Source organism: Mesorhizobium sp. M4B.F.Ca.ET.089.01.1.1 (assembly GCF_004022605.1).
GTDB classification, from domain to species: domain Bacteria; phylum Pseudomonadota; class Alphaproteobacteria; order Rhizobiales; family Rhizobiaceae; genus Mesorhizobium; species Mesorhizobium abyssinicae.
On sequence record NZ_RZOS01000160.1, the window covers coordinates 1 to 11,885 of the forward strand.

The 11,885-nt window shown below is 65.0% G+C and carries 12 protein-coding genes and 1 pseudogene; 12 read left to right on the forward strand and 1 reads right to left on the reverse strand.

Translation table 11 applies throughout. The features are described 5' to 3' along the window. Positions 1-229: 229 nt before the first annotated feature. The 6 genes from EN780_RS16710 (at position 230) to EN780_RS16740 (ending at position 7,327) form a co-directional block, all read left to right on the forward strand. Entirely contained in the window at positions 230-1,027 is a 798-nt protein-coding gene (locus tag EN780_RS16710; RefSeq protein ID WP_128274747.1) for a transporter substrate-binding domain-containing protein, read from the forward strand. 261 nt (positions 1,028-1,288) lie between these two features. Continuing rightward, on the forward strand, positions 1,289-2,098 hold the full coding sequence (locus EN780_RS16715; protein ID WP_127282078.1) for an amino acid ABC transporter permease: 810 nt from the start codon (positions 1,289-1,291) through the stop codon (positions 2,096-2,098). A gap of 59 nt (positions 2,099-2,157) precedes the next feature. Then, positions 2,158-2,793, forward strand: a complete 636-nt coding sequence (locus EN780_RS16720) for a methyltransferase domain-containing protein (protein ID WP_128274748.1) — start codon at positions 2,158-2,160, stop codon at positions 2,791-2,793. 472 nt (positions 2,794-3,265) lie between these two features. After that, entirely contained in the window at positions 3,266-4,675 is a 1,410-nt protein-coding gene (gene leuC / locus EN780_RS16730; protein ID WP_127282076.1) for a 3-isopropylmalate dehydratase large subunit, read from the forward strand. Between the two features lie 171 nt (positions 4,676-4,846). Next, positions 4,847-6,043, forward strand: coding sequence for a GGDEF domain-containing protein (locus tag EN780_RS16735; protein WP_127282075.1), 1,197 nt, complete (start codon positions 4,847-4,849; stop codon positions 6,041-6,043). Positions 6,044-6,124: 81 nt separating this feature from the next. After that, a complete protein-coding gene (locus tag EN780_RS16740; protein WP_128274749.1) occupies positions 6,125-7,327 on the forward strand; it encodes a GGDEF domain-containing protein in 1,203 nt (400 codons plus the stop codon). Here the strand turns inward: EN780_RS16740 and EN780_RS16745 are convergent. Further along, on the reverse strand, positions 7,311-7,670 hold the full coding sequence (locus tag EN780_RS16745; RefSeq protein ID WP_128274750.1) for a hypothetical protein: 360 nt from the start codon (positions 7,668-7,670) through the stop codon (positions 7,311-7,313). The two genes, EN780_RS16740 and EN780_RS16745, sit on opposite strands and share 17 nt — an antisense overlap. 464 nt (positions 7,671-8,134) lie before the next feature. Here EN780_RS16745 and EN780_RS41570 point away from each other — a divergent pair, with 464 nt between their 5' ends. From EN780_RS41570 to EN780_RS16775, 6 genes and pseudogenes are all read left to right on the forward strand, one after another. Further along, the gene (locus tag EN780_RS41570; protein ID WP_348631262.1) at positions 8,135-8,356 is read left to right on the forward strand and encodes a hypothetical protein; all 222 of its coding nucleotides are present in this window, start codon (positions 8,135-8,137) and stop codon (positions 8,354-8,356) included. A 236-nt stretch (positions 8,357-8,592) separates the two neighbouring features. Beyond that, complete coding sequence (gene sdhC / locus EN780_RS16755; RefSeq protein ID WP_127282071.1) at positions 8,593-9,012, forward strand: succinate dehydrogenase, cytochrome b556 subunit; 420 nt, start codon at positions 8,593-8,595, stop codon at positions 9,010-9,012. Positions 9,013-9,014: 2 nt separating this feature from the next. Further along, a complete protein-coding gene (gene sdhD / locus EN780_RS16760; protein WP_127282070.1) occupies positions 9,015-9,410 on the forward strand; it encodes a succinate dehydrogenase, hydrophobic membrane anchor protein in 396 nt (131 codons plus the stop codon). Between the two features lie 4 nt (positions 9,411-9,414). Next, positions 9,415-11,247 (forward strand): succinate dehydrogenase flavoprotein subunit, encoded by a 1,833-nt coding sequence (sdhA, locus tag EN780_RS16765; protein WP_127282069.1) that lies wholly within the window; start codon positions 9,415-9,417, stop codon positions 11,245-11,247. 2 nt (positions 11,248-11,249) lie between these two features. Then, entirely contained in the window at positions 11,250-11,684 is a 435-nt protein-coding gene (locus tag EN780_RS16770; RefSeq protein WP_128274752.1) for a DUF3052 family protein, read from the forward strand. After that, positions 11,684-11,885 (forward strand): annotated as a pseudogene (locus EN780_RS16775) (succinate dehydrogenase iron-sulfur subunit); the annotation flags it as partial. The gene EN780_RS16770 and the pseudogene EN780_RS16775, both read left to right, overlap by 1 nt.

Consider the following 11,885-nt stretch of genomic DNA (forward strand, 5'->3'; position numbering starts at 1 on the left):
AAGGCCCTGCATGGAACGCTAACCCGTCTCGTCGCCGGCTTGCGCGAGGCAACGGAATAGACGCCCGCCGAAGATGCTGCAAATCCGCTTCGTCGTGAGCATGGGATCAGCTTCAGCCACGTGGCGTTGCGGATCGACTTGCAAGGCGCTTGCGGAAAGCTAAAGTCGGCGCCGGATTTTCCTGCAAGCCCCGCACCTTCGTGGGGCGTTTCAAGTTCTGGAGCGTGTCATGACAAAATCGAAACTGCTGCTGGCAGCCGTGCTGGCCTGCCTTCTCGCGCCTGTCACCGCGTTGGCCGAGACGCTGCCCGACCTCGGCGGCAAGAAGGTGGTGGTGGTGACGGAGAACGCCTATCCGCCGCTGCAGTTCATCGATTCCAAAACCGGCAAGCAGATCGGCTGGGAATATGACGCGATGGACGAGATCGCCAAGCGGCTGAACTTCAAGGTCGAGTACCAGAACACCTCCTGGGACGCGATGATCCAGGCGGTTTCCGACAACCAGTACAACATCGGCATGACCGGCATCACCATCAAGGACGACCGCAAGGAGAAGGTCGACTTCTCCGACCCCTATATGCGTTCGGAGCAGTTCATGCTGGTGCGCGGCGATGAAAGCCGCTTCACAGACGCCAAGACCTTCGGCGCCTTCAAGGACGGGCTGATCGGCGCGCAGGCAGGCACCACGCCCTTCTACACCGCCGTCTACAGCGTGCTCGACGGCAACGAGCAGAACCCGCGCATAAAGCTGTTCGAGACGTTCGGCGCCACGGTGCAGGCGCTGAAGTCGGGCGACGTCGACGTGGTGCTGACCGACGGCACCGCCGGCAAGGGCTATGTCGACGCTTCGGAAGGCAAGCTGAAGCTGATCGGCGGGCCGCTCGGCACCGAGGATTTCGGCTTCATCTTCCCCAAGGGATCGGATTTGGTGAAACCGGTCAACGCCGCGATTGCCTCGCTCAAGGCCGACGGCACGCTCGATGCGCTGAACAAGAAGTGGTTCCTTGATTACAAGATGGGGCAGTGAGCTCGTCTTGGTGCGCGCAGTGGGTTTGCAGGAAATTGCGCTGACATTGCGCCCAGGCCCCCCTCTCTGCCCTGCCGGGCATCTCCCCCTCAAGGGGGGAGATTGGCAGCTCCGCCGACGGTGCTCTTCATTCAACGTTGGTGATTGGCGAAAGCCAACGCGAAGTTCGATCTCCCCCCTTGAGGGGGAGATGGCCGGCAGGCCAGAGAGGGGTGCCTTGGCGCAGTCCTCTCGGGACTACCTCTCAGGCGCCGCCGCCTGATGCCCGCAACCTCCTCCGCCAAAGCCGAATTCCCCTGGTGGCTGGCCGCCGCCCTGGCGCTGGCGCTGGCGGCGGCGCTGTTCATTGCGTCGAGCGACCTCTACGCCCAGGTCTTCGCCACCGTCGCCAAGGGCATCGGCATCACCGTCTTCGTCACCGTGGTCGCGTTCGCGCTGGCCTCGGCGATCGGGCTCGGCATCGCCCTGATGGGGCTGTCGAGCTCGCGGGTGCTTCGCCAGATCGCCCGCTTCTATGTCGAGATCATCCGCGGCGTGCCGATCCTGGTGCTGCTGTTCTGGATCGCGTTCGCCGGCGCGCCGGCCGTCGTCGCTGCGTGGAACGCGCTGACCGCGCCGCTGCAAAGCGCCGGCTATCTCGGCGAATTGCTGGTGCGCGACGTCTCGCTTTTGTGGCGCGCCATCATGGCGCTGACCATCGGCTATTCCGCCTTCATCTCGGAAGTGTTCCGCGCCGGCATCCAGTCGGTCGAGAAGGGCCAGATCGAGGCGGCCAAGGCGCTCGGACTGACACGCGCGCAGCGCTTCCGGCTGATCGTCTTCCCGCAGGCGATCCGCACCATCCTGCCGCCGCTCGGCAACGACTTCGTCGCCATGGTCAAGGATTCCTCGCTGGTCTCGGTGCTCGGCGTCGCCGACATCACCCAGATGGGCAAGGTCTATGCCGCCGGTTCGTTCCGCTTCTTCGAGACCTATTCGATCGTCGCCTATATCTATCTGATCCTCACCGTCGGCCTGTCGCTGGCGCTCAGGGCGCTGGAGCAGCGGCTGCGCCGCCAGCACCAGGAATAGAAGTCCAACAAGGACCGCGCTACGATCCGTCCCGCGCGCCAGCGGAGGAGGACAATTTGGTGGATTTCGACAAGGCCAATGCGGCGCTGGATTCCGTCTATACGGCCGACACGCCGGAGGCGTTCGCCAAGGCCTATGCCGAATGGGCCGCGACCTATGACAGCGAGACCGCCTCGCTCGGCTATCTGCTGCCGTTCCTGATCACCGCCTGGGTGGCGCGCCATGTGCCTGTCGGCGAAGGCCCGTTGCTCGACGCCGGCTGCGGCACCGGCCTCTCCGGCCCGTCGCTGAAGGCGCTTGGCTATGCCGACATTGCCGGGCTCGATCTCTCCGACGACATGCTGAAGATCGCCGGCAGCCGCAACGCCTACAGCGAGCTGAAGAAGGCGATGCTCGGCGGGCCGCTGCCTTGGCCGGACGGCCATTTCCGCGCCTTCTTCTCGACCGGCGTGTTCACCATCGGCCATGCGCCGGCATCTGGCCTGCATGAGCTGGTGCACATCACCCGACGCGGTGGCCACGCCATCTTCACGGTGCGCGACCAGGTGTTCGAGAGCGGCGGATTTCAAGATGTCTTCGATGAGCTCACGCAGGCGAAGAAATGGCGCCCGGTCGAGGAAAGCCCGTGGTTCCGCTGCTATGCGATCGGCGATCCGGAGGCCTTGGTGAAGACGTTTGTGTTTGAGGTGGTGTGAGCGCCAATCACCGATGTCGGCGCCGCCCCTCATCGCCCTGCCGGGCACTTCTCCCCGTATAGTGACGGGGAGAAGGGGCTGGCCGCAACGCCGGCTCTCTTCATCCAAACTTTAGCAATTGGCGAAATCGCCTATGAGAGCGTTCCTCTCCCCGTCACTATACGGGGAGAGGGTGCCGGCAGGCAGGTGAGGGGCAGCGCTGACGTTCGGTGTCTAAGCCGCAAATGCCTGCCGATTGCCGAAATCGGCAAACATTGATATGAGCAGCGCCATGGAAGAGCTTTTCGGCGATCCGGCCTACAAGGGTTTCGTGCTGCAGGACAGAAAGCGCCTGCCGTCGCGATTTGCCGCGCGCGTTTGCGGCGCGCTCACCAGCCGACTTAGCTAGGCCGTCTTCGCCTCGTCGCCCTTGCCGGGCTTGCATGGCCCGGCACCGGCTTCTTCCCTTTTTCATATCGACGGATTTACGCACATGAGCGCACCGCGCACCCTCTACGACAAGATCTTCGACGACCATCTGGTCGACCGCCAGGACGACGGCACCTGCCTGCTCTACATCGACCGCCATCTCGTTCACGAGGTGACCAGCCCGCAGGCCTTCGAGGGCCTGCGCATGAGCGGCAGAAAAGTCCGGCATCCGGAAAAGACGCTGGCCGTGGTCGACCACAATGTGCCGACCTCGCCCGAGCGCAAGTTCGGCATCAAGAACGAGGAAAGCCGCATCCAGGTCGAGGCGCTGGCCAGGAACGCCAAGGATTTCGGCATCGACTATTATTCCGAGAACGACATCCGCCAGGGCATCGTCCACATCATCGGCCCGGAGCAAGGTTTCACCCTGCCCGGCATGACCATCGTCTGCGGCGACAGCCACACCTCCACGCACGGCGCCTTCGGCGCGCTGGCGCATGGCATCGGCACGTCGGAAGTCGAGCATGTGCTGGCGACGCAGACGCTGATCCAGCGCAAGGCCAAGAACATGCTGGTGCGCGTCGATGGCACGCTGCCGGAAGGCGTCACCGCCAAGGACATCATCCTCGCCATCATCGGCGAGATCGGCACCGCCGGCGGCACCGGCTACGTCATCGAATATGCCGGTGAGGCGATCCGCGCGCTGTCGATGGAAGGCCGCATGACGATCTGCAACATGTCGATCGAGGGCGGCGCGCGCGCCGGCCTGATCGCGCCGGACGAGACGACCTTCGCCTATGTCAAGGACAAGCCGCGCGCGCCCAAGGGCGCGGCCTGGGATGCCGCACTTGCCTATTGGAAGACGCTGCATTCGGATGAAGGCGCGCATTTCGACAAGGTGGTCGTGCTCGACGCGCAGAAGCTGCCGCCGATCGTCTCCTGGGGCTCCTCGCCCGAGGATGTGGTCTCGGTGCAGGGCTTCGTGCCCAATCCGGAAGAGATCACCGACGAGAACAAGCGCTCGTCGAAGCTGCGCGCGCTCGACTATATGGGGCTGACGCCCGGCACCAAGATCACCGACATCGAACTCGATCGCGTATTCATCGGCTCCTGCACCAATGGCCGCATCGAGGATCTGCGCGCCGCCGCCAAGGTGGTCGAGGGCAGAAAGGTCAATCCGCGCGTCAACGCCATGATCGTGCCGGGCTCCGGCCTGGTCAAGGAACAGGCGGAGGCCGAGGGGCTGGACAAGATCTTCCTCGCCGCCGGCTTCGACTGGCGCGAGCCGGGCTGCTCGATGTGTCTCGCCATGAACGACGACCGGCTGAAGCCGCATGAGCGCTGCGCCTCGACCTCGAACCGCAATTTCGAGGGCCGGCAAGGCTTCAAGGGCCGCACCCATCTGGTGTCGCCGGCCATGGCCGCGGCGGCCGCGATCGCCGGCCATTTCGTCGACATCCGCGACTGGAAATAGCAGCCGCGGCATTCGCATACGGACGAGGTCAAAACCCCGAACCATCCAGGTGGCTCGGGGTTTTTCTTTGCCGCGCCTCCGGTTTTTTCGGAAAGGCGGCCTTCGCTTAACCGCTTGTTTGGGCTTGCGCTTTAGCATCTTCCCTCACGTAAGCGGGGAAATCACAGTCGTTTGGACACGGGTCTGCTCATAGCGCTGCTCAACCCGACGATCGCGCTGGCGCTTGGCGCCGCGTTCCTCGTCCTGTGGTTCCATCAGCGCCATCGCCCCTACCTGGCGGTGTTGGCCACGAGCTACTGCCTGTCGGCCCCCGGCTTCCTGTTCCAGTATTTCACCCTTCCTGTCGGGATGGTGCTGACCAAGCTTGTCTCCAACATATGCTTCACGGCGGCCGCCTGCTGCCTCTCCAGCGCCATCGTTGCGCGCTACGGGCGGCGCGTCCCCTATGTCGGCATCGCGCTCACCACCGGCGGCGGGCTCGCCGCCTTTTCATGGTTCATGTTCGTGCAGCCGGATCTCACCTGGCGCATCCTGTCGATGAATTTCGGTTTCGGCGCCCTCAGCCTGCTGGTCGCCGCGGAACTGCGCACGGTGCGCGGCAACGGTCCGACCGAGAAGATCCTGTTCGTGCTGTCGCTGCTTTCGGGATTGAACTTCGTCGTCCGAACCCTGATCGTCGTCATCGTGCACGGGCCGTTCCCGAGCTATGACGGATTCTACGGCTCGTCCTACTGGACGACGGCGCTGCTCTCGCATGCGCTGCTGTCGCTGCTGATCGCGCTTTCCCTGTTCTCGGCGGCCGCGCTCGACGTCTTGAAGGCGCTGAAGGCCGAGACCCATACCGATCCGCTGTCCGGCCTGCTCAACCGCCGCGGCTTCGAGGAGCGGGCGGCGCTGCTGCTCGACCAGTGCGCCAAGGCGAAATTCCCCGTCGCCATGGTGCTTGCCGACCTCGACCACTTCAAGGCGCTCAACGACCAGCACGGGCACGCGGTCGGCGACAGGGTGATCGCCGACTTCGCCGCCAAGCTGAGCTTCGCCACCGGCACGCGCGGCGCTGCCGGCCGCATCGGCGGCGAGGAGTTCGCCGTGCTCCTGCCGCTGTGCGACCTGGCCTCGGCCCGCCTGTTCGCCGAGGCGATCCGCTCGCTCTATTCGTCCGGCGGCGTCGCCAGCCTGCCGCGAGGCGTCAGGGTGACGGCGAGCTTCGGCGTCGCCGCCCGCACCGGCGACGAAGGCCTGGCGCCGCTGATGCGCCGCGCCGACGACGCGCTCTACAAGGCCAAGAAGAACGGCCGCGACAGCGTGCGCCTGTCCTATGAGCGTCCCGAAACGGTCTTCGTGCCGGAGCCCGCCAGCGTCGGGTGAGGCCACGCGGCCCAATCATGACCCCACGTTAACGTCTTTTTCGCCCGTCGATGCTTTGCTGTCGGCGGGGGTTTTTGGACCATGGGCAGCGCGGACGTCATCCTCGTGATCAACCTGTTCGTCGCCGGACTGCTGGCGGCGGCGTTCATGACGATCGCCATCTACGACAAAAGCCGGGTGTCGGCGCGCTGGCTGGCCCTCGGCTATGTGCTGGGCATGGTCTATTTCGCGCTCGAGTTCGTCATCCCCGCCTTCGACAATGCCCGGCTTCCGGTGGTCGCGGCCTTTGCCGTCTTCCTCGGCGCCACCATCGTCTTCAATGGCGGACTTGCGCACAAATACGGCGTGGCGCCGCCCTGGTGGCCGATGCTGTTCTTCCTGGCCATCGCCTCCGTCGCCGTCTATCTGGTGCAGGAATTGCCGCGCCAGTCGCTGACGGCGATGATGGCCTATCAGCTTCCCTACGCGGTCATGCAGTTCACCGCGCTCGGCATCGTCTGGTCGTCAAGGCAAAGGCGCGAGCGGCTCGACACCATACTGATGGCGGTGCTGACGGCCAGCGCGCTGCAGTTTGCCTCCAAGCCCTTCATCGCGCATGGGCTGGGCGGCCGCGGCGCCGACCCGCAATCCTATGTGCAGACGAGCTACGCGCTGGTGTCGCAATCGCTCGGCACCGTTTTCGGCCTGGCACTGGCGCTGCTTGCGCTGGCCATACTGGTGCGCGACGTGCTGGCCGAGGCGACGTCGAAATCGGAAACCGACGCGCTGTCCAGGCTGCTCAACCGCGGCGGCTTCGAACGTCATGCCGAAATCACCCTGAGGGATGCCGCGCGCCGTGGCGTTCCGGTGGCGCTCGTGATCGCCGACCTCGACCATTTCAAGGGCATCAACGACAATTTCGGCCACGCCTGCGGCGACCGGGTGATCGAGACCTTCGCCGGCTTCCTGCGCGAGGCGGCGGCCGACCATCACGTCGCCGGGCGCATCGGCGGCGAGGAGTTTGCGATCATCCTGCCGGGCACCAATCTCGCGGCCGCGCGGCTGTTCGCCGAAGGCGCGCGCAGCGCTTTCGGCGCCCTGCCGATCGACAGCCTGCCGGCCGAGCATCGCTGCAGCGCCAGCTTCGGCGTCGCCGAGCTTGGCGCGGGTGAGGGTTTTTCCGATCTGTTGCGGCGCGCCGACGAGGCGCTCTATCAGGCCAAGGGCGGCGGCCGCGATTGCGTGCGCGTCTCGGCCGGGCCGGCCGGACGGCAGGCGTCCCCCGTCTTCAACGGCAGGGGCTGAGGTTCGGCATCTCGCCGTCGGACAGGCCGTACATATAGGAGCGGCCCTTGATGAAGACCGGCGGCTGGTAGCAGCCGCGGCCAACGGTCTCGTCGGATTCGTTCTCGTAGATCACGTCGGGCTCGCCGGCACTGGTAAAGTTCGAGAGTTCCTTGGCGTGCCTGCCTTCGCCGACGATGATGCGCTTGTAGCCGGCGGCGCTGTCGATGACGAGATTGCCGAAGGAATCGGCATAGACGCGGTCGTGGTGGCGCAGCCCGGCCTCGGCCGGCGCCGTGAAGCCGACGGCAAGTGCCGCCAGCGCAAGCGCCGCAAGGCGCAGTCTGCTCGAATGCGAACGCATGGCACCCTCCGTTTGCTTCGACCGTTTCGGTCTGAGCCTGTTCGAATCGGAAATTAACCTTTTCTTAACCTTTGTTAAGAGCCGGGAGGTTTTCTCAGCCGGACTTTAACAAACATGGTTAATTTCGGCAGACGGGGTGGCCATCTTTCGGCCATGCTTGCCCGCACCATCGCGCCACCTCAACCGACCGTTTGAGCCGGTGAGCTTGATCAGGAACGACATCGTGGCTAGCGTGCCGCGCACAGGAGGGGCAGCACATGGGGTTACGCCGCTTGGTTCGGGGATTGCTCCTTGCTCCGTTGCTCGCTGCAGCCGCGGCCTGTGTGCCGCAGGACGGCGCGCCCAAGGCGGCTTCGGCTGCGGTCTCTCCCGCTCCGGCTCAGCAGGCCACCGCACCCGCGGCGCCTCCGGCACCCGCAGCCAAGATCACCACCAACCTGACTGCGCCGCGATCGGCTGTCGGCATGGCCACCTACAGATGCAATGGCTCCGTGATCTCGATCCAAAATCTCGGCACGTCGCTGCGTGTCGCGGGGCCGGATGGCTGGACCGAGGAGTTTGCGGCATCGCCCGCCAACCAGAGCAGCCGCTACCAGGCGGCGGCGACGCATGACGCAGTTGTGATCGACGGACGCGAGGCGCTGCTGATGAAGAAAGGATCGACGCCACTCACTTGCAGAAGGTAGCAATCTTCATCGGCATACCGCACTGCAGCGAAACATTGCGCCGGCTTTCGGCCTCGCCCTAATCGATTGAAGCAAAAGCCGGCCTATTTGTCAGACTAAATGACGTTTCCAAAACGATTTTCCGGCTTTGACGCGGTGCAAAAAGAGCATTAGAAACCGGCTGTCCGAAGTCGCAACCGAAGGCGGCAATGCCGCCTTTCCGCTGGGGCTCCAGGAGACGCCGAACTGGGGGAGCCATGAGCAAATCACCAGCCACCCGCGAATTTGCCAGACGTGAGCGGCCGCTTTCGCCGCACCTCACCGTGTATCGGCCGCCGATCACCATGACGATGTCGATCATCCATCGCATCACCGGCGGCGCGCTCTATTTCGGCACGCTGCTGGTGGCGTTCTGGCTGATGGCGGCGGCGAGCTCCGAGGCCACCTTCGACTGGGTCAACTGGGCCTTCGGCTCGTGGCTGGGGCGGCTGGTGCTGTTCGGCTACACTTGGGCGCTGATGCATCACATGCTGGGTGGCATAAGGCACCTGGTCTGGGACACGGGCGCCGGGCTCGAGAAGCACACGGCCTCGAAGATCGCCTGGGCGACGCTGGCCGGCTCGATCCTGCTCACGCTGCTGATCTGGATCGCCGGCTACATGGCGCGGGGAGCCTGACCATGAGCGGCAAGAACACCGACATGCGCACGCCGCTGGCCAAGGTGCGCGGCCTCGGCTCCGCCCGCGAGGGCACCGGCCATTTCTGGCGCCAGCGGCTGACGGCGATCGCCAACATCCCGCTGATCCTGTTCTTCGTCGGCTTCCTGATCGCGCTCAACGGCCACGGCTACACGGAAGTGCGGGCGGCGCTCGCCAATCCGTTCGTGGCGCTGGTGCTGGCGCTGGTGCTGATTTCCGGCCTCTACCACATGCGGCTCGGCATGCAGGTGATCATCGAGGATTACGTGCATGGCGAAGGCATGAAGCTGGCGCTGATCGCGCTCAACACATTCTTTTCCGTAGCGGTCGGCGTCGCCTCGCTCTTCGCCCTGCTCAAACTGGCATTCGGAGGCTGACATTTTGGCCAAGGACGCGAAATCAGCCAATTCCGCCTACACTTTCGTCGACCACAAGTTCGACGTGGTGATCGTCGGCGCCGGCGGCGCCGGCCTGCGCGCCACGCTCGGCATGGCCGAGCAGGGCCTGCGCACCGCCTGCATCACCAAGGTGTTCCCGACGCGCTCGCACACGGTGGCGGCGCAAGGCGGCATCGCCGCCTCGCTCTCCAACATGGGCCCGGATTCCTGGCAGTGGCACATGTACGACACCGTCAAGGGCTCGGACTGGCTGGGCGATGTCGACGCCATGGAATACATGGTGCGCGAGGCGCCGGCCGCCGTCTACGAGCTCGAGCATTACGGCGTGCCGTTCTCGCGCACCGAGGAAGGCAAGATCTACCAGCGGCCGTTCGGCGGCCACATGATGAACTACGGCGACGGACCGCCGGTGCAGCGCACCTGCGCCGCCGCCGACCGCACCGGCCACGCCATCCTGCACACGCTCTACGGCCAGTCGTTGAAGAACAACGCTCAGTTCTTCATCGAGTATTTCGCGCTCGACCTGATCATGGAGCCGGACGGCACCTGCACCGGCGTCGTCGCGTGGAACCTCGACGACGGCACCATCCACCGCTTCTCGGCAAAGATGGTGGTGCTGGCGACCGGCGGCTACGGTCGCGCCTATTTCTCGGCGACGTCGGCGCATACCTGCACCGGTGACGGCGGCGGCATGGCGGCCCGCGCCGGGCTGCCGCTGCAGGACATGGAGTTCGTGCAGTTCCACCCGACCGGCATCTATGGCGCCGGCTGCCTGATTACCGAGGGTGCGCGCGGCGAAGGCGGCTACCTCGTCAATTCCGAGGGTGAGCGCTTCATGGAGCGTTACGCGCCGTCGGCCAAGGACCTCGCCTCGCGCGACGTCGTCTCGCGCTGCATGACGCTGGAGATCCGCGAGGGACGCGGCGTCGGCAAGAACAAGGACCACATCTTCCTGCACCTCGACCATCTCGATCCGGCGGTGCTGCACGAGCGGCTGCCCGGCATCTCGGAGTCGGCGAAGATCTTCGCCGGCGTCGACCTCACCAAGGATCCGATCCCGGTGCTGCCGACGGTGCACTACAATATGGGCGGCGTGCCGACCAACTATTGGGGCGAGGCGCTCAACCCGACAGCCGCGAGCCCGGACAGAGTGTCGCCAGGCCTGATGGCGGTCGGCGAGGCCGGCTGCGCCTCGGTGCACGGCGCCAACCGGCTGGGTTCCAACTCGCTGATCGATCTCGTCGTGTTCGGCCGCGCCGCGGCGATCCGCGCCGGCCAGGTGATCGACCGCAAGTCGGCGATCCCGTCGCCGAACGAAGCCTCGGTCGAGAAGATCATGGACCGCTTCGACCGGCTTCGCCACGCCAACGGCTCGACGCCGACGGCGGTGCTTCGCGAAAAGATGCAGAAGGCGATGCAGGAAGACGCGGCGGTGTTCCGCACGCAGGAATCGTTGGAAAACGGCTGCAAGCGCATTTCGCAGATCTGGGGCGAGCTCAAGGACATAAAAGTGTTCGACCGCTCGATGATCTGGAATTCGGATCTGGTCGAGACGCTGGAGCTGGAAAACCTGATGGCCAACGCCATCACCACGGTCTACGGCGCCGAGGCGCGCAAGGAGAGCCGCGGCGCGCATGCGCGCGAGGATTTCTCGGCCCGCGACGACGCCGCGTGGCGCAAGCACACGCTGGCCCATCTCAGCGAGGACGGCAAGGTGACGCTGACCTATCGCCCGGTGCACACCGAGCCGCTGCTGGCCGAAAAGGACGGCGGCATCAGCCTTGCCAAGATTGCGCCGAAGGCCAGGGTGTACTGACGATGGCGCTGGCGGCAACGGGATATTCCGGCACTCCGCTTCCGGCCAAGCTCGGCCTGAAGGACGGCATAGTCGCCGCCTTCATCGCGCTGCCGCCGGAGCTGGAAGATCTTGCCGGAGCCGTGGACTTTGCCGCGATCGACCGGCTGGCCGACTGGTCGGAAATTTCTGGTCGCCAGAAATACGATGCCGTGCATGCCTTCACCCGGCAGCGCGCCGAGATCGAGGACGGCCTTGCCGGCATCGAGACGGCGATCAAGCGCGATGGCATGGTCTGGGTTTCATGGCCGAAAAAGGCGTCGAAAGTGGCGACCGACGTCACCGAGGACGTCATCCGCGCCGAGGCGCTGAAGCGCGACCTGGTCGACGTCAAGGTTGCCGCCGTGAATGAAATCTGGTCCGGGCTGAAGCTCGTCATCCGAAAGGACCGCAGGTAATGGTCGAACTCACGCTTCCCAAGAATTCGAAAGTTCAGCAGGGCAAGACCTGGCCGAAGCCGGAAGGCGCCACCAATCTTCGCGAATACCGCATCTACCGCTGGTCGCCGGACGATGACGAGAACCCGCGCATGGACACCTATTTCGTCGACATGGACGATTGCGGACCGATGGTGCTCGACGCGCTGCTCTACATCAAGA

Bases quoted from the DNA above. Each gene is read 5' to 3' on its own strand.
- EN780_RS16710 (WP_128274747.1), top strand. From the start codon at position 230: ATGACAAAATCGAAACTGCTGCTGGCAGCCGTGCTGGCCTGCCTTCTC.
- EN780_RS16715 (WP_127282078.1), top strand. From the start codon at position 1,289: ATGCCCGCAACCTCCTCCGCCAAAGCCGAATTCCCCTGGTGGCTGGCC.
- leuC (WP_127282076.1), top strand. From the start codon at position 3,266: ATGAGCGCACCGCGCACCCTCTACGACAAGATCTTCGACGACCATCTG.
- EN780_RS16740 (WP_128274749.1), top strand. From the start codon at position 6,125: ATGGGCAGCGCGGACGTCATCCTCGTGATCAACCTGTTCGTCGCCGGA.
- EN780_RS16745 (WP_128274750.1), bottom strand. From the start codon at position 7,670: ATGCGTTCGCATTCGAGCAGACTGCGCCTTGCGGCGCTTGCGCTGGCG.
- EN780_RS41570 (WP_348631262.1), top strand. From the start codon at position 8,135: ATGGCCACCTACAGATGCAATGGCTCCGTGATCTCGATCCAAAATCTC.
- sdhC (WP_127282071.1), top strand. From the start codon at position 8,593: ATGAGCAAATCACCAGCCACCCGCGAATTTGCCAGACGTGAGCGGCCG.
- sdhD (WP_127282070.1), top strand. From the start codon at position 9,015: ATGAGCGGCAAGAACACCGACATGCGCACGCCGCTGGCCAAGGTGCGC.
- EN780_RS16770 (WP_128274752.1), top strand. From the start codon at position 11,250: ATGGCGCTGGCGGCAACGGGATATTCCGGCACTCCGCTTCCGGCCAAG.